29 protein-coding genes are annotated in these 25,342 nt (G+C 37.0%); 18 read left to right on the plus strand and 11 right to left on the minus strand.

Annotation, left to right across the window (positions count from 1 at the left end):
* Positions 1-72 precede the first annotated feature (72 nt).
* From ACTWQM_RS14320 to ACTWQM_RS14340, 5 genes are all read left to right on the plus strand, one after another.
* On the plus strand, positions 73-918 hold the full coding sequence (locus tag ACTWQM_RS14320; protein ID WP_443258876.1) for an SPFH domain-containing protein: 846 nt from the start codon (positions 73-75) through the stop codon (positions 916-918).
* A gap of 14 nt (positions 919-932) precedes the next feature.
* Positions 933-1,112, plus strand: a complete 180-nt coding sequence (locus ACTWQM_RS14325) for a toxin-antitoxin system HicB family antitoxin (RefSeq protein WP_443258841.1) — start codon at positions 933-935, stop codon at positions 1,110-1,112.
* A gap of 171 nt (positions 1,113-1,283) precedes the next feature.
* Entirely contained in the window at positions 1,284-1,664 is a 381-nt protein-coding gene (locus tag ACTWQM_RS14330; RefSeq protein WP_443258842.1) for a GntR family transcriptional regulator, read from the plus strand.
* Positions 1,654-2,508 (plus strand): ABC transporter ATP-binding protein, encoded by an 855-nt coding sequence (locus ACTWQM_RS14335; RefSeq protein WP_443258843.1) that lies wholly within the window; start codon positions 1,654-1,656, stop codon positions 2,506-2,508. The genes ACTWQM_RS14330 and ACTWQM_RS14335 overlap by 11 nt, the downstream gene beginning before the upstream one ends.
* Before the next feature lie 2 nt (positions 2,509-2,510).
* Entirely contained in the window at positions 2,511-3,212 is a 702-nt protein-coding gene (locus ACTWQM_RS14340; protein WP_443258844.1) for a hypothetical protein, read from the plus strand.
* 781 nt (positions 3,213-3,993) lie between these two features.
* On the opposite strand, the gene ACTWQM_RS14345 is transcribed toward ACTWQM_RS14340, so the two are convergent.
* The 5 genes from ACTWQM_RS14345 to ACTWQM_RS14365 form a co-directional block, all read right to left on the minus strand.
* Positions 3,994-4,770 carry an ABC transporter permease gene (locus tag ACTWQM_RS14345; protein ID WP_443258845.1) on the minus strand — a complete coding sequence of 259 codons (777 nt, stop codon included), beginning with the start codon at positions 4,768-4,770 and terminating at the stop codon, positions 3,994-3,996.
* Complete coding sequence (locus ACTWQM_RS14350) at positions 4,770-5,678, minus strand: ABC transporter ATP-binding protein (protein ID WP_443258846.1); 909 nt, start codon at positions 5,676-5,678, stop codon at positions 4,770-4,772. The genes ACTWQM_RS14345 and ACTWQM_RS14350 overlap by 1 nt, the downstream gene beginning before the upstream one ends.
* Entirely contained in the window at positions 5,679-5,897 is a 219-nt protein-coding gene (locus ACTWQM_RS14355) for a PLDc N-terminal domain-containing protein (protein ID WP_443258847.1), read from the minus strand. It abuts the gene before it with no gap.
* Between the two features lie 436 nt (positions 5,898-6,333).
* Positions 6,334-6,462, minus strand: a complete 129-nt coding sequence (locus tag ACTWQM_RS14360; RefSeq protein ID WP_443258848.1) for a YfhE family protein — start codon at positions 6,460-6,462, stop codon at positions 6,334-6,336.
* A gap of 67 nt (positions 6,463-6,529) precedes the next feature.
* A complete protein-coding gene (locus ACTWQM_RS14365) occupies positions 6,530-7,420 on the minus strand; it encodes a TIGR01777 family oxidoreductase (protein ID WP_443258849.1) in 891 nt (296 codons plus the stop codon).
* 128 nt (positions 7,421-7,548) lie between these two features.
* Here ACTWQM_RS14365 and recX point away from each other — a divergent pair, with 128 nt between their 5' ends.
* On the plus strand, positions 7,549-8,361 hold the full coding sequence (gene recX, locus ACTWQM_RS14370; RefSeq protein ID WP_443258850.1) for a recombination regulator RecX: 813 nt from the start codon (positions 7,549-7,551) through the stop codon (positions 8,359-8,361).
* 49 nt (positions 8,362-8,410) lie between these two features.
* Here the strand turns inward: recX and ACTWQM_RS14375 are convergent, their stop codons facing one another.
* Positions 8,411-9,070, minus strand: a complete 660-nt coding sequence (locus tag ACTWQM_RS14375; RefSeq protein ID WP_443258851.1) for an SDR family NAD(P)-dependent oxidoreductase — start codon at positions 9,068-9,070, stop codon at positions 8,411-8,413.
* Between the two features lie 91 nt (positions 9,071-9,161).
* On the opposite strand from ACTWQM_RS14375, the gene ACTWQM_RS14380 reads away from it, so the two are divergent.
* On the plus strand, positions 9,162-9,494 hold the full coding sequence (locus ACTWQM_RS14380; RefSeq protein ID WP_443258852.1) for a YfhH family protein: 333 nt from the start codon (positions 9,162-9,164) through the stop codon (positions 9,492-9,494).
* 37 nt (positions 9,495-9,531) lie between these two features.
* Here the strand turns inward: ACTWQM_RS14380 and ACTWQM_RS14385 are convergent, their stop codons facing one another.
* Complete coding sequence (locus tag ACTWQM_RS14385) at positions 9,532-10,518, minus strand: metal-dependent hydrolase (protein ID WP_443258853.1); 987 nt, start codon at positions 10,516-10,518, stop codon at positions 9,532-9,534.
* Between the two features lie 107 nt (positions 10,519-10,625).
* Here ACTWQM_RS14385 and mutY point away from each other — a divergent pair, with 107 nt between their 5' ends.
* Entirely contained in the window at positions 10,626-11,702 is a 1,077-nt protein-coding gene (gene mutY / locus ACTWQM_RS14390; RefSeq protein WP_443258854.1) for an A/G-specific adenine glycosylase, read from the plus strand.
* Positions 11,703-11,832: 130 nt separating this feature from the next.
* Here the strand turns inward: mutY and ACTWQM_RS14395 are convergent, their stop codons facing one another.
* A complete protein-coding gene (locus ACTWQM_RS14395; RefSeq protein ID WP_443258855.1) occupies positions 11,833-12,003 on the minus strand; it encodes a hypothetical protein in 171 nt (56 codons plus the stop codon).
* 165 nt (positions 12,004-12,168) lie between these two features.
* On the opposite strand from ACTWQM_RS14395, the gene ACTWQM_RS14400 reads away from it, so the two are divergent.
* The 3 genes from ACTWQM_RS14400 (at position 12,169) to ACTWQM_RS14410 (ending at position 15,101) form a co-directional block, all read left to right on the plus strand.
* Positions 12,169-12,345, plus strand: coding sequence for a gamma-type small acid-soluble spore protein (locus ACTWQM_RS14400; RefSeq protein WP_443258856.1), 177 nt, complete (start codon positions 12,169-12,171; stop codon positions 12,343-12,345).
* Between the two features lie 332 nt (positions 12,346-12,677).
* Complete coding sequence (gene ntdP / locus ACTWQM_RS14405; protein ID WP_443258857.1) at positions 12,678-13,217, plus strand: nucleoside tri-diphosphate phosphatase; 540 nt, start codon at positions 12,678-12,680, stop codon at positions 13,215-13,217.
* Between the two features lie 117 nt (positions 13,218-13,334).
* Complete coding sequence (locus ACTWQM_RS14410) at positions 13,335-15,101, plus strand: ABC transporter ATP-binding protein (RefSeq protein WP_443258858.1); 1,767 nt, start codon at positions 13,335-13,337, stop codon at positions 15,099-15,101.
* A gap of 675 nt (positions 15,102-15,776) precedes the next feature.
* Here ACTWQM_RS14410 and ACTWQM_RS14415 read toward each other — a convergent pair.
* The gene (locus ACTWQM_RS14415; RefSeq protein ID WP_443258859.1) at positions 15,777-17,072 is read right to left on the minus strand and encodes a glutamate-1-semialdehyde 2,1-aminomutase; all 1,296 of its coding nucleotides are present in this window, start codon (positions 17,070-17,072) and stop codon (positions 15,777-15,779) included.
* A 183-nt stretch (positions 17,073-17,255) separates the two neighbouring features.
* Here ACTWQM_RS14415 and ACTWQM_RS14420 point away from each other — a divergent pair, with 183 nt between their 5' ends.
* From ACTWQM_RS14420 to perR, 6 genes are all read left to right on the plus strand, one after another.
* Positions 17,256-17,693, plus strand: coding sequence for a potassium channel family protein (locus ACTWQM_RS14420; RefSeq protein ID WP_443258860.1), 438 nt, complete (start codon positions 17,256-17,258; stop codon positions 17,691-17,693).
* Between the two features lie 51 nt (positions 17,694-17,744).
* Positions 17,745-18,212, plus strand: coding sequence for a thioredoxin-dependent thiol peroxidase (gene bcp / locus ACTWQM_RS14425; protein ID WP_443258861.1), 468 nt, complete (start codon positions 17,745-17,747; stop codon positions 18,210-18,212).
* A 177-nt stretch (positions 18,213-18,389) separates the two neighbouring features.
* Positions 18,390-19,079, plus strand: a complete 690-nt coding sequence (locus ACTWQM_RS14430; protein ID WP_443258862.1) for a sugar transferase — start codon at positions 18,390-18,392, stop codon at positions 19,077-19,079.
* 32 nt (positions 19,080-19,111) lie between these two features.
* Positions 19,112-20,059: a D-2-hydroxyacid dehydrogenase gene (locus tag ACTWQM_RS14435; RefSeq protein WP_443258863.1), complete on the plus strand. Its 948-nt coding sequence runs from the start codon at positions 19,112-19,114 to the stop codon at positions 20,057-20,059.
* Position 20,060: 1 nt separating this feature from the next.
* Positions 20,061-20,618: a cob(I)yrinic acid a,c-diamide adenosyltransferase gene (locus ACTWQM_RS14440; protein WP_443258864.1), complete on the plus strand. Its 558-nt coding sequence runs from the start codon at positions 20,061-20,063 to the stop codon at positions 20,616-20,618.
* 183 nt (positions 20,619-20,801) lie between these two features.
* Positions 20,802-21,251 (plus strand): peroxide-responsive transcriptional repressor PerR, encoded by a 450-nt coding sequence (perR, locus tag ACTWQM_RS14445; protein WP_375053964.1) that lies wholly within the window; start codon positions 20,802-20,804, stop codon positions 21,249-21,251.
* Between the two features lie 20 nt (positions 21,252-21,271).
* Here perR and pabB read toward each other — a convergent pair whose 3' ends face one another.
* A complete protein-coding gene (gene pabB / locus ACTWQM_RS14450; protein WP_443258865.1) occupies positions 21,272-23,032 on the minus strand; it encodes an aminodeoxychorismate synthase component I in 1,761 nt (586 codons plus the stop codon).
* A 427-nt stretch (positions 23,033-23,459) separates the two neighbouring features.
* On the minus strand, positions 23,460-23,852 hold the full coding sequence (locus tag ACTWQM_RS14455) for a YgzB family protein (RefSeq protein ID WP_443258866.1): 393 nt from the start codon (positions 23,850-23,852) through the stop codon (positions 23,460-23,462).
* A gap of 126 nt (positions 23,853-23,978) precedes the next feature.
* On the opposite strand from ACTWQM_RS14455, the gene ACTWQM_RS14460 reads away from it, so the two are divergent.
* The gene (locus ACTWQM_RS14460; RefSeq protein ID WP_443258867.1) at positions 23,979-24,848 is read left to right on the plus strand and encodes a nucleotidyltransferase-like protein; all 870 of its coding nucleotides are present in this window, start codon (positions 23,979-23,981) and stop codon (positions 24,846-24,848) included.
* The last annotated feature ends 494 nt before the right edge of the window (positions 24,849-25,342 follow it).

A 25,342-nucleotide genomic window follows, 5' to 3' on the forward strand; every position in this document is an offset into this window, starting at 1 on the left:
AAATTAAACAATGATGATATCATATATATATCATTATAAAATCAAGTATCTTGGGGAAGGTGTGTTAACATGTTGCGTGAAAAAGATGCATGGATGATGAATGGCTATGTTGGTATTCTTACGATTGCAGTCCTACTGGCCGTCACTGTAGTCAGTTTTTTTCAAGAGCTGTTTGTTATTGGTGCTATTTGTCTAGTTGTCGCTGTCGTACTGGGTAGTGGAATTACCTTAATCCAGCCAAATCAGTCAGTAGTAGTTACTTTTCTCGGAAAATACATGGGAAGTATTCGAAGAGAGGGAATTGTGATCACGGTTCCATTTTCAATCAGACGCACAATTTCGCTTCGTGTACGAAACTTTAATAGTTCTCAGTTGAAGGTGAATGATGTTAATGGTAATCCGATTGAAATTGCGGCTGTTATTGTATTTAAAGTAGTTGATGCAGCTAAAGCAGTATTTGAGGTAGATAGATACGAAAAATTTGTTGAGATTCAAAGCGAAACCGCTATCAGGGCAGTTGCAACAAAATATCCATACGATACATTTACCGACGAAGAAGTGACGTTACGTGGTAATGCGGAAGAAGTATCAAGCCATCTGGCAAAAGAGCTTCAGGAACGCTTGACAGTAGCAGGCGTTGAAGTCATCGAAACGCGCTTAACACACCTTGCATATTCCACTGAAATAGCGCAAGCAATGTTGCAGCGCCAGCAGGCAAGTGCGATTATTGCAGCCCGAAAACAAATTGTAGAGGGTGCAGTTGGAATGGTCCAGGATGCCATTGAACGAATTGAGAAAGAAGGGAATGTGGAACTGGATGAGGAACGTCGTGCGGCGATGATTAATAATCTGCTTGTGTCGATTGTTTCAGATAGTGGTACACAGCCCGTTGTTAATACAGGTTCACTTTATCAATAAAAAAGAGGGGTTCTATGGCTAAAAAAAAGAATTTCCCACTACGAATAGACCCGAAGTTATATGATGTTCTGCAATCCTGGGCAAAGGATGAATTTCGCAGCGTTAATAGTCATGTGGAATACTTACTAAGGGAATCTGCTAAGAAATCTGGTAGATTGCCAAAAACGGAAGATAAAAAAATAGGAGAAGATTGATAGGCCCTGCACTTTATATCTGCAGGGCCTAATTTTTTTGCTATAACACTGATGCAATCACAATTCACTTTTAGTTTCATAAAGTTTTTCTAAAATAATATTGACAAATGATTGCTATAGTTATATGGTTAGTTACATAACTAATTAACCAATTAACTAAGGGGCTTGTATATGAAAAATCAGTTAGATGAAAGTAAACCTATTTTCCTTCAGATTAAAGAGCAACTTGAAGACTCAGTTATCAACGAATCGATTAAGCAGGGTGAACGGGTGCCTTCCACAAATGAATTTGCAAGCTACTACCAAATTAATCCTGCAACAGCCGCAAAAGGTATTAATGAACTTGTTCATGAAGGTATTTTAGTTAAGCGAAGGGGTGTTGGGATGTTTGTAACAGAACATGCTAAGACAATTTTAATTAAGAAACGAAAAAAAACTTTTTACGACAATTACATGCTGCCTCTTAAAAGTGAAGCAAGGAAATTGCACATCAGTAAGGAAGAATTATTGGAAATGGTAAACAGAGAGGGGAATAATAGTTATGAAGATTAAAGTGAAAAACGTATCTAAGAAATATAAGGATACAAATGCGCTTGACAATGTTTCATTTGAGCTTAATGAACCTAAAATTTACGGATTGCTTGGAAGGAATGGGGCAGGAAAGACAACTTTCATGGAAATATTATCAGGACAGATTTTAGCATCGGAAGGACAGATCTTGATAGATGGTGAGAAACCATTTGATAATCAGCGATTAACAGAATCGATTTGTTTAATTAAAGAGGGAAACAACTTTAAAAAAGATTTAAAAGTAAAAAACGTACTTCGTATTTATTCCTATTTTTATCCAACATGGGATCAGGAACTGGCTGATGAGTTAATAGCTGAATATAATCTAAATTTGAATGCCAAAGTAAAAGCCTTATCAAAAGGTATGGAATCATCTCTAGGGATAATAGTTGGGCTGGCAAGTAAAGCACCAATTACGATTTTCGATGAGCCATACATTGGACTTGATGCTGCGGCGCGCAAAAAGTTTTATGAGATTTTACTGGAAGAGTATGAATCTGAAAAACGGACAGTAATTTTTTCGACACACCTTATTGATGAAGTCAGCCTCATGTTTGAAGAAGTTCTTATTCTGCAGGATGGAAAATTAGTCTTAAAAGAAGAAGCAGAAGAATTGCGTAACAATACATGTGCTGTTTCTGGAACGGTTCGGGATGTTGAAGAATTTGTTAAAGGTAAGGAAGTAATTCAGAGTAAGAATCTTGCTGGGATGATGACAGCCTATGTGTATGGAAATATAGAACAAGCAAAATCTGCAGGCCTATCTGCAGAAGGAATTCCTATTCAGGAACTGATGATTTATTTAACGGAAAAGAAGGGGGCATAACGATGAGCAGACAATTAAAGGGCTTACTTTATTTCTTTATTACTGATATTCGCTATTCACTTCTCATTTTTTGGACGATTTTACTAAGCATATTAGTAGTTTCACTTGCATTCGCGTATTTTTTAACGGATGTAGAGAATGGAATGATGACGTTTAGTTTAACTGTGCCAATGTATATATATTGTGGAATATTAGGGTTCTTAACTGTAAAAGAATCAATTCCATTTTCCATAAAGATGGGGGCTACTCGTAAAAGCGTATTTGTTAGCTTAGGGATATTTTTTCTGGCTATCTCATTATTTATGGGTACAGCAGCTAGTATCCTTCAGGAGGTTGTTAAAGTATTTGCTGAGATGACTGGCGTAGATACATTTTCATTTCTTCATCTGGCATATTTTGTGGATAACACATGGTATACAAGAATCCTCATTGATACATCAGTAATGTTTTTCTTCCTTGCATTCATGTTTGTGGTGGGGCTATTATTCTTTAAATATGGCCTTGCAGGAGGCGGAAGCTTTTTAGGAGTATTAGTAGTTTTGTTGCTTATAAGTATCGCTAAGGGCTGGATTGTCGATTTCTTTATTAACCTATTTTCAGATATTGATCTTGCTTTCTTTTATCAGATGTTAGGTTTAGGATTGGTAGTTTATTGTGTTTCCTTTATATTCTTAAGGAAGATTACAACTGTAAAAGTGAAATAGAGAGGCTGGGACAAAGGCGTTTTAGTCAAAGTAAATCCGAACTATTATTCAAAATTCTTGAAATAGAATTCGAATTAGTTCGGATTTATATTTGTTGAAGATTAGATATAAACTGCGAAGTAAACTATGGCTAACCATTTAGTGTGGCACTCTACCTACGCAGTTGGAATATACTCGCTTTCCGTGGGCTCACCACGAGCCTCCTCACTCGCAAAGTACGCTCACTGTGGGGTCTCTTAGGCTCGCTGTCCCACAGGAGTCTCGCATATTCCAACTGCTGGTTTTAATTGTTTAAAACTTTTCTTATTCATCACATATGCGTTTATAAATTTAGTGAGCAAAACCCAGCGGAGGAAATACACGTAGACTCCTGTGGGAGATGAGGCGAGGCTGCTGAAAAACATATTTTGGAAAAATTAATTCCCACTTTATATAGTGAATAACAGGTAAAATGATATGTTACTCTCCACTGTAAGGTGAATATTGCATGAGAATTGGGAATTAATTTTTACTTAGTTAAAAAGATGGTAGTTTTTCAGTGGCCTCGAGATGAGGCCTAGATGAGACTACGCAGCGACGTAGGAGCAAGGAGGCTCATCAGCCGCCCTAGGTGCGCGAGGTGTATTTCCGAAGCGGCATAATCAAACTTTTTAAAAAGTACGTCGCTTTTTATACCAACTACGTATTACAACCAGCCATTGAAAATGAACATTCTAAAAATCCTAGCCTGTTATTATTCTTCTTTAAAGTAGAAGTTTTAGTTATGTCCCCGCCTCATTTTTTAATTTGCCATTTCCTTTGATTTGAATGTGTAAATAGATCCTGCTATTAACAAGATAATCATTGCTATTGTTACAATTGCTGCACCTGTTAATTCTGATGGGACACTGCCAGATATGAGCATTTGATTAATATATCCTGAGATATTATTAGGGCTCCATTCTAGAAGATGTGAAAAGATAGTTGTTATCAGTTTCATTACCAGGATGGTTGCAATTGTAAGAAATGCTACAAGACCAGGTATTTTTAATAGTGTGTTGTAAAAAATGGATAAGGACACAACTAATGCAAGCCATAATCCATAAAAGAAAATAATTTGCAGAAGTGCACCAAAAGATAAATAACCGAATAGAAGATTCACATAATACCAGCTGGAAAGCATTCCTAATGCCAGGGCAGTCAGAGTTAATAATAGTACTGCAGCCCACTTGGCAGTAATATAGTTTGTATATGATACCGGTTTAACTAAAACAAGTTCAGAAGCTCCACTTTTTCGCTCACCGGAAATGGTCCCCATCGACATAAGTACGATAACTAGTACACCAATACTGCTTATTTGCGACAGACTCATCATAACGACATCACTTGGGGCGAAATCTGGTAGCTGGAATTCAGTTCCCTCAGGCATTCCTCCAACAGCATCAATAATCTGTGGTAAGTAATAGCTTGATACCGGATCCATGGTGGCGATTAGAATCATGACTAAAGGTACCCATATCCATTTAAAATTCCGGATATTTTCGACAAGCTCTTTTTTGAAAAGTGTTATCCATTGCATTAGTTGCTCACCGCCTTCATAAACATGTCTTCCAGTGACGCGCGGTTAATGGCAAAAGATGTTAGTGGCCATTCTTCTTTAGAAGCAGCTGCAAGAATCTCTTTGCGTGCACTTAAAATATCTGTTGCCGTCACATGAATTGTGTTCCGATCCATATAACAGGTTGCAACAGATGGCAAGCTATCTATTTTAGTTTGATAGTTTACTAATTCGTCCTCAAATCCCAGTTCTATCTTAGCTGTCTGATACTTATGACGAAGTTCTTCCATGGAACCAGATTCAACAATTTGTCCTTCATGTAAAAGCAAAAGATCATCACTAACCTCATCTGCGTCGCCGAGAATGTGGGTAGAAAATAAAATCGTCATGTCTTCTTTCAGCTCTTCCATTAAGGTTAGAACTTCCCTGCGCCCAATCGGGTCCAATGATGATACCGGTTCATCAAGCATCAGAAGCTTTGGGTGATGAATCATAGCTTGGGCTATGCCAAGGCGTTGCTTCATTCCACCAGAATATTTACCGATTCGCCTATTCTTAGCTTCAGTCAGGCCAACACGTTCCAAAAGCCTTTCTGTGCGCTTGTTAGCTTCCTCTTTAGATAAATGTGCTAGACGACCTACATAGATGAGGAATTCTTTCCCGGTCATCCATGCATAAAAGACTGGATATTGTGGAAGGTAGCCAATGTATTTTCTAATGTCATCATTTTGTTTCATTTCAGAAAACGTAACCGATCCACTGGAAGGTTTGATTAATCCCGATAACATGCGTAATGTAGTTGTTTTTCCTGCACCATTTGGTCCAATTAGTGCAATACATTTACCAGGCTGAAATTGAAAATTTATCTCATTAACTGCAGGTTTGCCGTCATAATTCTTGGTTAAATTATTAACCGTAAGTAACGCCATTTAATCCTGTCTCCTCCCGAAAATAAAATAGATAATTGGTCCAATTATGTTAATGAAAATAACGATAATGAACCAAAGCCATTTGGGCCCGTTTGTTTTTTCGATTCTTACTAAATCAATTACGGAAACAATAAGTAAAATTCCCTGAATAATAATAATCGGTGCAATGATGGCCCAGTTAATTTCTCTAAATATATCTATTAATGCTACTTCTTCCATTTAATTTCACTCCAATCATTGTTGATAGTCTACATACGAATTATGACGTGAAAAGGTTCAATTTAAAATGAAAATAATTATACACAAGCTTATTAACAGTTAAGGTGACTTACACACAACATTTCAGGAGAATATCCACAATATAAACAGGAGAATAAAATCTTATGCACAACTACACTGTGAATAAGTGGAATATATGTGGAGGGATTTTGAAGATTTATTAACATGTTTGAAAAAAGTGTGGATAACTAGAAGGCTGTTTTATAAAAGATTGTTGCTATTGATAAACTGAAGTGTTGTCCACGGAAAGCGAAGTGTATTTCCGGAGCGGCGTCATAGAATTATTTTCAACACTGTGTCGCAATTTATATCAACCGCGAATACTAAAAGCAACTAAACTTACGAAATGAGTAAAATAAAAAAAGAAACCAAAGTATTACCTTTGGTTTCTTCGCTGAGTTAACTGACCATGTATTTTGTCAGCTTGCTTAAACTCCTTCTGATATAATACTTCCTGTGTTTTGGACAAAAACTTTTCACGCTGGTCTTTTGGCTTACCCTTCATAGACAACCCCCTCGCTTAAGCTTTGGTTTTAGGATTATCCACAACAACTAAATATATACATATCAACCTATTCACGTTCTGTCTCTCGTAATGCTTCTTCTAGGTAGGGATACGAGAATTGATAATTATTATTTTTTGCCTGTTGAGGTAAAACGAATTGTCCCTTTGTAATCAGGTGGCTCATTTCCCCAACGACTGTTCGAATTAATGGGGAAGGTGTAGTGAACCAATATGGACGTTTTAGTACTTTTGCCAATACCTTGGTGAAGTCTTTATTTTGCTTTGGATATGGGGCAGTGATGTTAACGGCTCCGCTTATATGCGTATTAAATAAGCAAAATTGAATAAGCTTAACAGCATCCTCTATATGAACCCATGATACCCATTGTTCTCCATTACCTATTTTTCCGCCAGCAAACATTTTAATTGGAAGTTTCATATAAGGGAGGGCACCTTCTTGACCTAAAATGACACCAAAACGTGCGTAGATCGTACGAATGCCCATTTCTTCAGCTTTCTGTGCGGTTTTCTCCCAATCAACAGCTACTTTAGCTAAAAAGTCATCTCCCGGCTCTGTCGTATTCTCTGTGAACATTAAATCCTCTGATGTTCCATAGTACCCGATTGCTGAACCAGTGATAAATACGTCGGGCTTTTTGTCCATTTTTTTTATCATATCAATCAGCTTCTGTGTCGTTTCGATTCGGCTGGTAATAATAGCATCCTTTTTCTTTTTCGACCAGTAACCAAACAAGGAATCACCGGCAAGGTTAATTACACCATGAATTGCAGGGAGATTCTCAACTTGATAATCATAACTAATAAAAGAAGTTTTTTCGTTGTTTATGTGTTTTTTGGGAAAACGTGTGAGTATGTAAACATGGTGATCTTTCTCGTTCAATGACTTTGTAAGCTTGCTGCCAACAAATCCGGTTCCACCAGTAATTAATATATTCATTTTATCACTCCAGTAAATAATCACTATCATTATAGTTTATTCTAATTTGAAGCTTTTAGTATACCGATTCCTACAGTAGTGTACGGGTATAAAAATCATGTTATTATTAGGGAAAGGGGTGAGAAACATTGACAAAAATAACCCGGATCACTACACAAAAGAAACGTAAGAATCGGTTTAATATCTTTCTGGACGAGGGTAATGGCGAAAAATACGGTTTCAGTGTAGATGAAGCAGTATTAATCGAGTTTAATCTTCGCAAAGACCTTGAATTAGACGATGCGACGATCACTACACTTATCCAAAAAGATACATTACATAAATCATATACCCTTGCAATAAACTTTTTAAGCTACCGAATGCGGACAAAAAAAGAAATTTATGATTATCTTGTCAAAAAAGAAGTTGATGAAGAGCATATTACCAAGATTATGGATAAGCTTCTGGATGAGGGCTTAATAGACGATAAGCAGTTTGCTGATGCATTTGTCCGAACAAGAATTCAAACAGCAAGCAAGGGACCGATGCTCGTTAAAAAAGAGTTATTGGATAAAGGTGTCTCAAAACTACTTGCCAGTGAAGCTGTTGAATTGTTTACCTATGAGCAACAGTATGCCAAAGCATCCAAATGGGTTGAAAAAAAGCTGAATGCAAGTAAAAGCAATTCATTTAAGCAACAGGTTCAGCAACTGCAAGCAACATTAATGCAAAAAGGATTCACACAGGATGTGATTAAGGATGTGCTGGCAGACGTTCAGGATGGAAAAAATGATGATGCTGAATGGGATGCAATTCTGAAGCAAGGTGAAAAGCTTCTTCGTAAACATCAGCAAAAGTTGGAGGGCTATGAGTTACGTAATAAAATGAAAGAAGCTTTATACCGCAAAGGATTTACTTTCGATTTAATTGATACATTCTTAGATGATTCGCTTGATGAGTAAAGGTAGGGGGTTTGCCATTAACTCCCCCCAATTCAAGTACGTGATGGGATTATTTATCAATTAATATTTCTTTCCGGCCATCATCTTCCCTGAAAATTTGTTCAGCAACTACTTCTGGCCCTTTCAAGCCTGTTGCATCGGCAACGTGTGTTGCATCATCCCAAAAAGGTGTATTCATACCCCCCATGTAGACCGCTGTAATAGCAATGGAGTCATTTTCCCATTCTTTTTGCAGGCTCTCTGTAAAACCTTTAACAGCAAATTTACTTGCACAATAAATTGACTCATTTACTTTCCCGCGTAGACCAGCGGTAGAAATAATCGTTAGGATCCGCCCTTTACTAGCACGAATGAGCGGAAGAGCAGATTGTACTGTTAAAATCGTACCTTTAACATTTGTGTCTAATGTTGTTTCGATATCATCAATTGAATAATCCTCAACCTGACCAAAAATACCTATTCCTGCATTATTGATAAATACATTTAGTTCACCTATTTGTTGAAAAGCTATACTCACTGAAGCTGGTTCCTGTACATCACATAGTATAACCTCAGCTTGTCCGCCATTTTTCAGGATATTATTTTGAACCAAATGCAGTTTTGTATCGGTTCTTCCCAATAAAAATACTTTATAATTATTGCTGGCATATTTTAATGCAAGAGCACGTCCCAGACCACTTCCTGCACCTGTAATTGCAACAGTTGGCATATCGTTTCCTCCTAGTAAAAGTGAGTATCATTATTTCCATTTTCCTAAACTCTTGGTAAAATGTAAACTGATAGGAAAGGAGTATACAAAAATGGATGTACGATATAGTGATTACTCGCTTGAACAATTGCGGGAGGAAATAGGAAAGTTTAAAGAAAAAGCACAAAAGGCTGAACAGCTTGGTAATATAAGTGAAGTGGCAATCTATGAGCGTAAATTGCAGGTTGCAATGGCTTATATGCTTAACCCCGAAGATTTTAAAGCTGCAGATATACATCAATTGAATGGTGATCCTGGTCATAAATTTAAAATTAATTATATAAATGGTGTGTTTGCATGGGGACATCGAGTTAATTTATTAGATAAAACGTATGAAAATGAAGAAGCAATTCCAATTTCACTTCTAGGCGATAAAGTCGAGTGAAAGAAAACAACAGCGCGGAGGTAATCGGTGCTGTTGTTTAAATTGGATTATTTTCTACATCTAATTTACTCTGCAATTTCTGTTCGGAGAAGATCCATCCTGTATAGGAGGTCATTATTCGCATATTGTCGTCTATTTGTACGACAGCCACAAACGGATAATGCTCATTGGAACGGTATCTTAGGTCAATAAATCGTACTTCAGTAAAGTCATCGTAGTCATTAATTTCCCACCGGTAAACAGGCGAAAATGATAAGAAGGCTGAGATATTCTTATCTTTTTTGGCTAATTTCATTATTTTATTATCTGGTAATTGGATTTTCTCAAACTCTTCCAGAATTTCAATATGACCGTGTACTACTGAACCTACATAAAATTTATTTGTTGTTGTAATTGCAACACGCCATTCATTTTGCTTTATGGTAGGCGATGTTGCGATCTCTTCGGTATCTGGAAAATAATCGTGGATTTTTTTGACAATGTCTTTTTTATCGATATAACGTTTAATATAGTATAGTAAAATTACCGCATAAATGACTGACATAGTGAATGCGGGATTTGCGCCAAGCAGCCATGCAACAATTCCTCCAATATGAAGTAAGAAAATGTAAGGATCAAATGTGTTAATAAACCCTTTTGCAACCCACTTATCTGTAAATGGGCGATATGCTTGTGTTCCATAGGCATTCGGAATATCGACAAGGACGTGAATGACAACTGCTAGAGCAGTCCATGCCCATAAATGTACGAAGTTAACACTTGGAACGACCGCATGAATAATACCAGCAATTAACACTCCCCACATTAATACAGCTGGAATAGAGTGGGTTGCGCCACGATGGTGACGGATATAAACAGCGTTATTTTTAAGTTTTAGTACAGTATCAAAGTCTGGTGCGTGTGAACCTACAATAGTGCCGACAAGTATGGCATTAAACAATGCAGGATCATTTTGCACGGCAGGATCTAACGTCGCTAGACCGCCAAGTGCAACGCCCATCGCTATATGGGTGCCAGTATCCATAAGACCAGGCCCTCCTAAGACAAATTAATTCGACAAACTTCGAGTGTGCCTGTCACTTGTCGAAAATACTTTCTACTTAATAATTATAACATAAAGGATGTAAAGGTATGCTTGATAAGACATTACAGAATTTCGACATTTATAAATTTCAGGGTAATTTAATTAACTGGTATCATACCAACAAACGTGATCTCCCGTGGCGCAAAGATCAGGATCCATATAAAGTGTGGGTCTCTGAAATAATGCTGCAGCAAACTAAAGTTGATACAGTTATCCCTTATTTTCAACGATTTATTACAAAGTATCCAACTTTACAAGATTTAGCAGATGCCGACCAACAAGAAGTTTTGAAAACATGGGAAGGTCTTGGATATTATTCCCGTGCACGTAACTTACAAAACGCTGTACGCGAAGTTGTTTCTGCATACGAGAGTAAAGTCCCTGCTAATTCAAAAGAATTGGGCGCATTAAAAGGTGTTGGCCCATATACCAAAGGGGCTATTTTATCAATTGCATTCAATCAGCCAGAGCCGGCGGTTGATGGAAACGTGATGCGTGTATTATCACGTGTTTTAAAAGTAGAAGATGATATTGCACAGCCTAAAGTTAAAAAGAAATTTGAGAATTTAACAAAGGAATTGATTTCGGATGATGATCCTTCTTCATTTAACCAAGGAATAATGGAACTCGGCGCCTTGGTGTGTACACCAAAATCACCTATGTGCATGTTATGTCCCGTCCAAGATCAATGCAGGGCATTTGACGAAGGGATTGAACAGGATTTACCAATAAAATCAAAGGCTAAAAAACAAAAGACAATTCCGTATGTGGCATTATTAATTCGAAATGAAAAGAATCAATACCTGATTGAAAAACGTTCTGAAACAGGTCTGCTTGCTAATATGTGGCAATTTCCTATGGTTCCAATAGATGAAATAGGAATTGATCACATTGAAAGTTGGGTAAATATGGAATACGGTGTTCAGATTAACTTGGGAACTAAAAAAGGGAAATTAAGACACGTTTTTTCTCATCTCATATGGCAACTTGATATTTACGAAGCAACAACAGAAAGTGTTCAGATTGTTGACAGTAGGATTAAATTGGTTGATTCTAATGCGTTAAATGACTATCCATTTCCGGTCTCACATCAAAAGATGATGAAGTATATGCGAGAAGAATAAGCTGCCATCTATGTGGCAGCTTTACTTATGGACTTGAAGCGGCTTAAGAGTCTGTTCAAAAAAAGTCTTGTCCGCGGATAGAGAAGTGTATTTTCAAAGCAATCACACTTCCTTATGAAAAGTAAAACGATTATCCTCTTCTGTGCATTTCATCATTTATTTCCTGTAATATCGACAATCCCTCTGCATTTACATATGGTAAAAGCTGTGAGAGAGCATGCTGAAAATAATCCAATTCATTATTATTCCACTGTGTTTTGCTTATCATTGATAATTCGGCGAAATCTCTTGGTGTATCCATCTATAATACCTCCGTAAAATCAATACTTGTCCTAATTAATATATGTAAAAAAACATTACTTATACCATATTGGAATTTAGTTCCAATTAATGTTAATTTTAACTACTGTTATTTTGGATAACAATTTATATAATGGAGAAATTAATTGATGCGGAGGTGATACTGATGGCTAAGCAACAACAACCTAACAAAACAGCTGCTGGAACAAACGTTCAAAAAGTAAAACAACAAAACCAACAAGCAGCACAAGGGCAAGGTCAGTACGGTACTGAATTTGCATCTGAAACAAATGCTCAAGAAGTTAGAAAGCAGAATCAACAATCTAAGCAAAAGAAAAAATAACGAACCACCCCCACGATTTTTAGACACAAAAGAGCTTCCTGCCTCAGGGAGCTCTTTTTTTTGCTTTCATAAATATTGGGTAATGAATGCGCATTTGCAAAGGAAATATGTGAGATTTCTTTGGAAGTGGTTAAAACTGTGACGACTTAAGTCGACGCCTTTCCTAGCACACCTATTCGTCGGAGCAGGTGCTGGGCTTTCGGCTTAGGAGCTTGACTGGTGAATAACAAAGAGTTTTTTTATCTAATATGTGTATGCGATATTGCTTTATCTATACTTTTCTTGGCCTTATAATAAAAGGATAATGAGTTGTGATTTGAAGGAGAGATAGAATGTCCGGTCCAAAAGCAGGGTCTACGATAAAAATACAAAGCTACAAACATAATGGACAACTACACCGTGTGTGGGAAAACAGTCTTGTTTTAAAAGGTACAGAGCTGATTGTAATTGGAGCAAATGATAAAACGTCGGTGAAAGAAAGCGACGGCAGGACTTGGATAACACGTGAACCAGCTATATCTTATTTTCATTCAAAATATTGGTTTAATATTATAGGTATGCTCCGGAATGATGGAATACACTATTATTGTAATATCAGTTCACCTTTTGTGTATGATAATGAGGCATTAAAGTATATTGACTATGATTTAGATGTGAAAGTATACCCTGATATGACTTATAATTTACTTGATGAAGATGAGTACGAAGAACATAGGCAAGAGATGAATTATTCTGCTGTTCTGGACCGTATTTTGCACAATAACCTCGAAAATTTACTGCGCTGGGTAAGGCAACGCAAAGGTCCTTTTTCACCAGATTTTATCGATCAGTGGTATGAACGGTACTTAACATATCGGAAACAAACCGATTAATTGAATTCGTATCAGTAAAGTTATATAATGCAGAAAGTGTGTCAAAAATGCCTTTGTTAAAATAAAGATAGCAAGGCTTTCCAATTCAAGTCTTAAATAAATAAGGAAGCGAAGTATATGAGTAGTACTAAAGAATATTTGCAGTTTGTTAAACCATATAAATGGAAGATACTTTGGACGATACTAATAGGCATCGTTAAATTCGGTATTCCATTGTTAATGCCATTAATTTTAAAATATGTTATTGATGATATCATTAATGCAGAAGATATGACAGATGCTGCAAAACTCAACAATCTTTTTTGGTTAATGGGTGGAGCATTTGTGATATTTCTTGTTTTACGTCCACCTATTGAATATATTCGACAATATATGGCCCAATGGGTAGGGAATACAATCCTTTATGACATAAGGGATAAGCTGTTTGACCACATTCAAAAGCTTAGCCTCCGGTTCTATTCTAAGACAAAAACCGGGGAAATTATTTCCCGGGTAATACATGATGTCGAACAAACAAAAACTTTCGTGATTACTGGCTTAATGAATATTTGGCTAGATATGATTACCATTTTAATTGCAATTATAATTATGCTAACAATGAATGTTTGGTTAACACTTGTATCGATTATGTTATTCCCATTATACGGATTTTCCGTTAAGTACTTTTATGGAAAACTCAGGCGTCTAACACGTGATCGTTCACAGTCGCTTGCAGAAGTCCAGGGCCATTTACATGAGCGCGTACAAGGTATTCCGGTTACACGTAGTTTTGCCTTAGAAGAATATGAGCAGGATCAATTTAACTCCCGGAATGATAATTTCTTACAAAAAGCATTGAATCATACAAACTGGAATGCAAAGACATTTGCAGTAATGAACACGATCACTGATCTTGCGCCCTTATTAGTTATTGCATTCGCCGGGTATCAGGTGATTAGCGGCACTCTGACAATGGGGACAATGGTTGCGTTTGTTGGGTATATGGAAAGAGTATATAGCCCATTACGCCGACTTGTTAGCTCATCAACCGTTCTAACACAGTCGATTGCATCTATTGACCGTGTTTTCGAGTTTATGAACGAAAAATATGACATTGTCGATAAGGTCGATGCTAAGCAACTTGGTCGTGTTGATGGAAAAATTGATATCGAGAATGTCTCGTTCCAGTATGAAGAAGAGGAAGAAGAAGTATTACGCAACGTTTCTTTAAATGTTCGACAGGGAGAGACGATAGCGTTTGTAGGGATGAGTGGTGGAGGTAAATCAACCCTCATCAGCCTTATTCCGCGGTTTTATGATGTAACAAATGGGTCGATAAAAGTTGATGGTAATGATATCAGAGATGTTAAGGCAAGGTCATTACGTGATAACGTCGGAATGGTCTTACAAGATAATACATTGTTTAGTGAATCTATAGCAATGAATATTCGGATGGGAAATCCTGATGCAACTGATGAAGAGGTTATTGCTGCAGCAAAGGCTGCGAACGCTCATGACTTTATTCAAGGATTAGTCCATGGTTATGAAACACTTGTAGGCGAACGGGGTGTTAAACTTTCTGGCGGACAAAAACAACGCATCGCAATTGCACGGGTATTCTTAAAGAATCCGCCTATCCTAATTTTTGACGAGGCGACATCAGCACTTGATTTAGAAAGTGAACACACCATTCAGGAAGCTGTCGAAAAACTGGCATCCGATCGTACGACATTTATTGTGGCTCACCGATTGGCAACAATTACTCACGCTGACCGAATAGTTGTCATCGAAAACGGTGAAATTCAGGAGAGCGGATCCCACGCTGAATTAATGAGGCGAAAAGGCAATTATTATAATTTGTATCAGGTTCAAAACCTGGATGATCATGAATATATCGGCACTTAATTCGGGAAAGCTCCTTCACATCTGATTGTGGAGGAGCTTTTTAGTACATAGCCACATTGGGTTCGAAGAAGTGTTTTTCAAATAGCAAATCTGGGCTTTGCGGACACCAGAGACCTTATTTGTTTAAATACAATACCTTTTATAAATCATGATATATGTAAAATAAGGGCTTTTGTGTCCGGATAAAGAATAAATAGAAAAAATTTATTTCATTAAGCCTTTTATAGCAGTTAAAGAAATCCCCGTGCGCTCACAACGCAGGTACAGAGTGTACGTTGCTAGACCAGGCGCATTCGCTAATTTCTATAACCACTATCGGGCGCCAGCTGCAAAAAGTGGCATTTGAAGAATATTTTTATTTGATGCCACTTTTTCTTTGCGAGCTTCGATTCTAGTAAAAAGAGGGCTTTATTTTAAAGTTGTTGTTACTAAAGAATAATTGTTGCTATTTCTATTTATTAATATGTAGTATGTATTTAGCTCTCAGACCACGCAGCTGGATTTTGCTTTCGGGAAGCTGAAGCGTTACCCTAAGGTGCACGTATTGTATTTCCTGAGCGAAGCGGCATATGTTTTGTCACAATAATATCTACTGAGGCATTAAACAACTTACCTTACTAAAAAGAGTAAATAAAAAATACACCCTCCATTCAAAGAGAGTGTATTAATTCTTAATTATTTACCAGTCATTACATGAAATGCATGTCCAACTGCATCAATTGTTTTATCGATATCCTCTTCAGTGTGTTCGGTAGTTAGAAACCATGCTTCGAATTTTGATGGAGCTAAATTAATACCCTGATCAAGCATCAGCTTGAAGAACTGTGCAAATGCCTCGCCGTCACTTGCTTCAGCCTGATCATAATTTGTTATTTTACCGTCACCGAAATAGACAGTTAATGCGCCACATAATCTATTTACAGAAATTAGAACACCAGTCTCAGAAGCCTTTTGTAATATTCCAGTTTCCAGTCGTGCTCCTAGTTGATCCAATTTTTCATAGACACCGTCCTCCTGCAATATTTCAAGGCAAGCTATACCTGCTGCCATGGATGCAGGATTACCGGCCATTGTACCGGCTTGGTATGCTGGGCCAAGTGGTGCAACTTGTTCCATTATATCCTGACGACCGCCATATGCACCGATTGGCAGTCCGCCCCCAATTATTTTACCCATTGCAGTCATATCTGGCTCGATTCCATAAACTTGCTGCGCACTTCCATAGGTAAATCTAAATGCTGTTATTACTTCATCGTAAATTACCAATGCACCTGTATCATGTGTCATATCATTGACAGCTTGCAGGAAGCCTTCGTGTGGTTCGACAATTCCAAAGTTACCAACAATTGGTTCTACTAAGACGGCAGCAATCTGGTCACCCCAGCGGTCAATCGAAGCTTTGAAAGCCTCAAGATCATTAAAGGGAACAGTAATGACATCTTCAGCTACAGCCTTTGGAATACCTGCTGAATCAGGAGTTCCTAATGTCGCTGGTCCAGAACCTGCTTCAACCAATACTGAATCAAAGTGACCATGGTAGCAGCCGGCAAATTTTATAACTTTATTTCTATTTGTATATGCACGGGCCACACGGATTGTAGTCATTACTGCTTCCGTTCCCGAATTGACAAAACGTACTTTTTCTAGTGATGGAATAGCAGATTTAAGCATTTTGGCAAATTGATTTTCCAGTCTTGTCGGCGTACCGTAAAGAACACCATTTGTTGCAGCGTGAGAAATAGCTTTGGCAATATGTGGATGGGCATGTCCCGTAATAATCGGGCCATACGCCGCTAAGTAGTCGATATAGCTGTTGTCGTCAACATCCCAGAAATGAGCACCTTTGGCATGTTCCATGTAAACTGGTGTACCACCGCCAACACCTTTGTAGGCGCGGGATGGTGAGTTCACACCACCGACAATATGTTGAAGTGCTTCGTTATGTAGTGCTTGTGAATTTGAAAAATCCATATATGATGCCTCCTTAATTACATTACTTTTTTAGCTTTGCAGTATAAATATTTCAGATGAAAGTACTATTTTTACTGAAGGACCACTTTGATACCTATTTATATCCTATCGTATTAATCCCGAAAAATAAATGACAAATGAACAGTTGGATAAGCATATGTATAACGTAGAGCGGGGGATATTATGGATTTCTTTCTATGGGTTATTATAATAGGTATATGTCTTATTTTGCTGGCTAGCCTTGTCGATTTTATTCGTGGGGGAAAGTTACGGGTGAACATGCAGATGCGGGAAAGTCGATTTTCTGCTGAGATTTTTTACACGTTGTTAATTATTTATCTTATCGTGATAATCGGGTTTGGCCTTATCTATTTTATCTTATCCATTAACAATATTTTGCTAGTAGAGAATGGAGAACTAAGAAAGGTAAGTATTATTGGTTCTGCCATTCATTCGCTTTATTTTAGCGGAGTAACATTACTTACTATTGGGTATGGTGATATTACACCAATTGGCATAGGACGCTTCATTGCCTTGGTCCAGGCACTAATTGGCTATATTCTCCCGACTGCATTTGTACTGCGTCTGGTACAATCAAATCAGGAAAATAGAGACGAATAGGCTGATATGCTATAGTGGAGATAATCGAAAAAATTATGGAGGGATATAACAATGAGTGTAGAAATAGGTAAACAAGCGCCAGATTTCACATTACCAAGTCAGGACGGAAAAGAAGTTAGCTTATCGGACTTTAAAGGAAAACATGTTGTGCTTTATTTTTACCCAAAAGATATGACACCAGGATGCACAACAGAAGCTTGTGATTTCCGTGATGCACAAGAGAGCTTTAGCGAACTTGATGCAGTAATCATAGGAGTTAGCCCTGATCCAGTTGAACAACACCAAAAATTTATCGATAAGCATGATCTTCCATTTTTATTATTGGCAGATGAAGATCATAAGGTAGCTGAAGACTATGATGTTTGGAAGCTGAAGAAAAACTTTGGCAAAGAAAATTATGGTATCGAACGGTCAACGTTCATCATTGATAAAGAAGGAAATCTTCAGCAGGAATACCGTAAAGTAAAAGTTGAAGGCCATGTTGAAAAAGCATTGGAGTTTATCCGGGAAAATAAATAATTTAAGCAGAGACAGTCCATACCAAATGGGCTGTTTTCTTATATGCATGTTTCGCTTTCTCTTGAATCCCTTTAGTAATGAGCCGAAGTTAATATTACATTTTCGTATCTATAGTTATACAAGCCCGCTTAGTAGAATAAAATGTATTGACTACAAATAAAAGCGGGGTGTATTACGATGGAGGTACGTCAAAATGTTCGGTCTGAATCAGTATCTTATACGCATATTACTATGTTTTTTATCGTAAAACGTATTGTTGATATAATGGTAAGTCTCATACTAATACTTATTTTGTGGCCATGGCTATTACTAATTAGTTATCGGATTATAAAAAAAGATGGACGACCAGTACTTTTTCGACAGGTTCGTATGGGAAAAGATAATCGCCCGTTTCTAATAAGAAAGTTCCGTACACTGACAAATCCGTCCAAGGTAATTCGTTCGTTACCACCGCATCCTTTCCCGAAATCATGGAATCATGGGGTTCCGGACCAGTTTGATTTTATCCGTGATCCATATCAAAACGTGACTTACACTGGCAGGTGGCTGAAAAAATTCCATATAGATCGGCTCCCTCTACTGTATAATGTGATTAAGGGAGATATGAGTCTTGTGGGGCCAAGCCCGGAAATTACAGAAATTGTCGAACACTATAATCGACATCAAGCACAACGGCTGCGTGTTAAACCTGGAATCACCGGTTTTGCTCAAGTTAATGGCAATTCAAATCAAAGTCATAATCAGAAAATCAGGGATGATCTGTTTTATATCAAAAATTGTTCCCTTAAATTTGATATGATTATACTATACCGTACAAGTAAACATATTTTCATTAATGGAAATTTTAAAAGAAAACGTTTACTATAGAAGTAGACTAGACATAGGAGGTATTGGGCTGGGTGATATTATCTTCAGCAAAACTATCAGACAAACATAAAACAAAACTTAACGAAAAATATCCAGATGAAACGTTCATTTTCTGCAAGAATATGGATGAGGCTAGACAGCATTTGGACAAAGCAGAAATTTTACTAACCTATGGTGAAGATCTTACACCAGATTTAATTAGCCAGGCAACACAGTTGAAATGGATTATGGTGATTTCAGCTGGAATGGACGAAATGCCATTTGATGCAATTCATGAAAAAGGTATTCTTGTTACTAACGCTAAAGGAATACATAAACAACCAATGGCAGAGTACGCTATCTTTTCGCTGCTTCAAGTGTATCGCCAGGGTAAACAGTTAACACAAAACGAGGAAGAGAATAAATGGGACAGATCAGTCCGGATGAAGGAAATCAGCTGCAATACGATGATGATTGTCGGAACAGGTGCTATTGGACAGGAAGTAGCACGACTTGCGAAAGCATTTCAAATGAAAACATATGGCATTTCCAGAAGTGGCAATCCGGTAGAGTATTTTGATTATAATTTAACTAATGAATCAATGGAAGAAGTATTGCCAGAAGCCGATTTTATAGTATCTGTTTTGCCGAGCACATCGGAGACAAAGGACTTCTTTACGTTTGAACATTTTCAAATGATGCCTAACCATGCAGTGTTTTTAAACATGGGTCGAGGAGATGCTGTTCGTGGTGACGACATTTTAAAAGCGGTACGAGGTGAGGAAATAGCTCATGCGGTGCTGGATGTATTTGAAACAGAGCCACTTCCAGAAGATCACCCATTTTGGAAAGAAGAAAACGTAACAGTAACACCGCACTTGTCAGGAATATCACCACATTACCAGACTCGTGCAGTGGATATTTTTGATACAAATCTTCAAACATATCTGGATAATCGCAATGATTATGTTAATAAAATTGATGTAACCAGGGGGTATTAATATGCGAATCTATACTAGAAAAGGCGATAAGGGAACAACATCGTTAATTTATGGCCAGCGTGTACCAAAAGATGATTTACGCGTCGAAGCATACGGAACATGTGATGAGGCAAACTCGATGATTGGATTGGCGTTGAGCTTTCTTGATAAAGAGGATTGGTCAGAAAAAGACGCGTTTATGGAAAAAATGCATCGCATTCAAACGATTTTATTTCATGTTGGGGCGGAGCTCGCAACACCTAAGGACAAGGAAGTAACCTGGAAGTTGAAAAAAGAGCATATTCAGGAGCTAGAAGATCAGATTGATGAATGGGATAAAACCCTTGAGCCGTTACGAAACTTTATTCTACCGTCAGGACATAGTGCATCCAGTGCATTACACACAGCAAGAACTGTCGCAAGGAGAGCGGAACGTACAGCGGTTGGAATGGGCGATGAAGCTGTTAATCCACTTGTTGTATCGTATTTAAATCGTTTATCCGACTTTTTATTTGTCGCCGCCAGATATGTTAATCAAAGTTTGAATGGAAATGAAATACCATTAAAAGCAGACATCTAATCTATATAAAAACGAGCGCTTTTCAAATATTGGAATCGTTCGTTTTTTCATTTCAGGTTATAATAACTTTTAAGTTCCAATATACTTATATTGACAGAATGCTGTATGAGCAGGTAAACTAATTATAAAGATTATAATATAAGAATTTTATTAGTTTCGACCATATAATTGAAAGTGAGGTGCATGACGGTGTCTGAAAACAAACTAAATGAAGCCATTAATACGTTGAAAGACTCTGGCGTTCGGATTACACCACAACGTCATGCCGTTCTTGACTATCTTCTTAACTCGGCGATTCATCCGACAGCCGATGATATTTATAAGGCTTTAGAAGGAAAATTTCCAAATATGAGTGTTGCTACAGTCTACAATAACTTACGTGTATTGCGTGAGATAGGACTTGTTCGTGAACTTACTTATGGAGATTCCTCAAGCCGATTTGACTGCAATACTACCGAGCACTACCATATTATTTGTGACGCATGTGGCAAGATTGTTGATTTCCATTATCCAACTTTGGATGAAGTGGAATCGTTGGCTGAGCAGGTAACAGGTTTTGATGTTAGTCACCACCGAATGGAAATTTACGGTAAATGTGAAGACTGCCAACAAGTACAAACACAAAAGCACTAATTAAAAATTCCAGCTGTCTACTAATTAGAGGCAGCTGGATTTTTTTTTAGCAGTGTATTTTGGTCAAATCTGACTTCAATCCATTTTCGTACACTATTAATAAGCCATACTTTCGAACATAAATGAATCTCTTCCAACGATATCTTTCGTTCTATTATAATGCCTTCTTCTAACAAGTATTTTCGATACGTTCCAGCCAATAATCCGCATTCAACTGGTGGTGTATATAGCTTGTCATTCAATTCAATTACAACGTTACCAATGGTAAACTCCGTTACTTCACGTTCTTCATTCCATAGCAAAACATCAAATATACCTGTCTTGTCGAACTTTTCATATACTGTACGGTTCGTTGTTTTATGGTACAAGAACTCGTCCTGCTTGTTGATAGGATTAGGTGCTAATTTAACATATACAGGCTTATCAAGGGCAGTTGCAAAATTGTTTTCTATAAAGGTCTCTCCATCTGCTGATACGAGTAAACGTACGCGATATTGACCTTTAGGAAGTGATTCTGCAAATTTAATCAATCTCTTTCTTACCTGTGCTAAATCAATCTGAAAGTTAAAGTAGGCAGCTGAATTTTCCAATCGTTCTAAGTGGTAATCTAAAACAATATATTCTCCATCTCTTAATCCTAACGTTTCGAGAAGTTGAAAATCATATTTGTCCATCGTTAACAATTTTGTTTTATTTAGAATTTCCTCATATTCACCTTGTTTAGTGGAATCCCAAGTGATACCACCACCTACGCCGTATTGAGCACTGCCATCTCGGTTATCAATCATGACTGTACGAATTGGCACATTAAAAATGGCTTCTTGATCAGGGGTGATATAACCTATTGTTCCGCAGTAAACCTCACGAGGTGAATTTTCTAAAGCAGAAATAATCTTCATTGTACTTACTTTTGGAGCACCGGTTATAGATCCACATGGGAATAACGCGTTAAATACATCGAGTATTCTTGTGCCATCCTTGACTTCTGCAGTTACTGTTGAGGTCATTTGATAAACAGTGGGATATTTCTCTATTGAATATAGACTTGGTACCTTTACAGAACCCGATTTCGCAATCATACCCAGGTCATTGCGCAATAAGTCAACGATCATCACGTTTTCAGCCCGGTTCTTTTCTGATTGGTAAAGCCATTCAGCATTTTTGAGATCCTCACTGTATGATTTTCCACGCCCGATTGTACCCTTCATTGGTTTTGTTGTGATTTTTCCATTTCGCATTTTAAAAAATAATTCTGGAGAAGCGGATAAAATGGAGAAATCACCAAGATCCATATACGCACTGTAATCTGAGGTTTGTGCACTGGCTAATTGATTGTAAAAAGCAGTTACATCTCCTTTGATTTCAGATTTCATACGAATTGTATAATTCACTTGATATGTATCGCCGGATTTAATATGATTTTTTATCCTATCAATATTGGAATTATATTCTTCTATACTTACAGTTGGCTTCCATTTGCTAACATTATAGGAAGACTTGTTATTTTCTACTTCATGAAGTGCCTCCTGAAAAATTCCGAACCACAGTAATGGCATTTTTGAATCTGAATTAACCTGGTAGGCATTATCAAAGGCTGGTGCAGCTTCATAAGACATATATCCTGCTGCATAGAATCCAGAGTCAATAGCTTTCTGGATCTTTTCCAGTGCTGGTTTTACCTCTTCAATACATGTAGCCTCGATAATTTCCAGTGGGTTTTGGAAAAGTCTTGGATTTTTCTTTCCATTATAATCAGTAAAATCAAACGTTAATCTGCACATAAGCTACCGCCCATTCCCTTCATCAAAAAAATTCCCAAAAGTTGATGTCCATAATCTGTATGGACTGCTTCAGGATGCGCCTGAGTAAATTGTCATCCCATAAGTTCTCCCTGTTCAGATTTCGCGCTTATTTGTAACCATAGTGGTATGTTGATATCATCAACAACCAAGGAGTGATAAAGAGTTACCTGGAAAGATGTTGGTATTTCACTAAAAATTCCATTATTATCGTGTCTGACCACTGATTTCCTAAAAAGATATTGCATCGTAATACCAATGGAAATTTCTATATTTATTTGGTTTATGTATGGTTTAAGATAAAATGAGAATCAGTCAAAGTTATCAATATTACTAATATCATGTTAACTTCCTCTTGTCAGCACTATTATAGCAAAAATCCATTAAAAAAATCCGCCATAGTGACGGATTATTCGTTATTCTTGGCATTATTTTTTGCTTCTTTTCGATATTTTCTTGTATTGTACTTTTCATCGAACTCTTTACCTTCTAAATCCTTATCAAGTGTTAACGGTTCTTTACAGTGCATGCAAGCATCAACACGGCCAAGCATTTTTGTTGGATTTTCGCAATTCGGACAAATAATTGGAATAGCCTTGGTTGATAACATGCCAATCCAGAAGTAAACTACACAGCTGAATATCACAAATAATACACCTATTAGAAAGAATGTTACCATTAACCATTCGATTTTCTTCGTTAAGATTCCTCCATACATGAAAGCAAATCCGATGAATATCTGAATTAGAGCAAAAGACCGGATTTTATTAATTTTACTTGAATAGACTAATTGTTGCGCCATGTTTGTCCTCCTTATATCTTACATGGGTAGTATAGCATATTTTAATACACTTTTTGATTTTAAAAAAAGGATTTCACAAAAATATAACGAAATATATAGTATTCAAGTAAATGGAGGATTCGAGACATGGAGGATTTATTAAGACCGATTTATCAAGAACGTGCTGGGGATACAAGCACATTAGGAATTGTAATAATAGAAAGAACAAAACCGAACAGCCCGATTACAGATAATTTCGATGTTATATTACTGATTATAGTTGACGAAGCTGAAAACAAGTGGCAGGAAAAACACTATGAATTCGATGGCAAAATTGCAGCAATGCACACGGTAACGGAAAATTTGCTAATGGAATGGATAGATACAAGTGGTTATCGAAAAGCAGTTGAATGGGTGATTAATGGAAAGGTTATCTTTGATCGGAATGAATACCTTTCGCAGTTAAAAGATCAACTGAGAAACTTTCCACATGAAAAAAGAGACTTACGTAAAGCGATGGAATTCGGTAAGCTAGTTAAAAGTTACAGTGAAGTAAAGGATCTTTACGCATCAGAACAATTTAAAGATGCTTACAGCAGAATGGTGCACTCACTACATTATTTAGCTAGGCTTGCAGTAATTGAAAAAGGATACCATCCAGAAGTAACACTTTGGAACCAAGTAAGACAAATAGATCCTGAAGTGTACAAACTATACGACGAATTAATACAGAGTGATGAAGCTATTTCTAAACGGCTGCAACTAATGATAATTGCTTCGGACTTTGTGATTAGTACGAGGGCAGAAGTATCTGCAAAACATTTATTAAACATTATGGAGTCTAAAGAAGATGGCTGGTCATACGGTGAGCTGAAACAGAATGGCAAAGTTTCCCCGTATCAGTTAGACCTAACTGCAATGCTTGGTTATTTGACTGAGAAAGGAATTCTTATTGCAGAGAGAATCCAAACAAAAGGTGCAGGCGTATATCAACGGAAATATCGAATTAATCATTAGTAATGGAAATGATGATTCTTTACAAAACTAATAACTGGTATACAGGCTATAGTTCGATAGTTAGAACTGTAGCCTTTCTGTTGTTGTAATTCTTACTATAGTTTGGATAAGATAATTGTTGACTTTAAAAATCACCCATGATAAAGTTAATTCTGTCGCAAAAAATTCATGACGAATTTCGCCGGCAAAATTCATAAAAATTTATCCTTGATTAAGAAAAGAAATCGTGGTAAATTAAATAACGTTGCTCATTAAAAAAGTATTCAGCAACGCAAATATCTTTTAAAATTAATCAATTAAGTTATTGACATTATCTTTAAAAGATGGTATATTTAAAAAGTCGCCATTTTGAGAGGCGGTAACGAAATTTGCTCCTTGAAAACTGAACAAAACAACCAGTATGTCAAGAAAACAGGTTAAAAAAGTTAAACTTTTAAACCCTGATTTCAATTTTTAAAGCTAAGACAACAATGATTGATTGGTGTCAATCATAA

This window comes from Virgibacillus sp. L01 (assembly GCF_052246775.1).
Taxonomy (GTDB): domain Bacteria; phylum Bacillota; class Bacilli; order Bacillales; family Amphibacillaceae; genus Lentibacillus.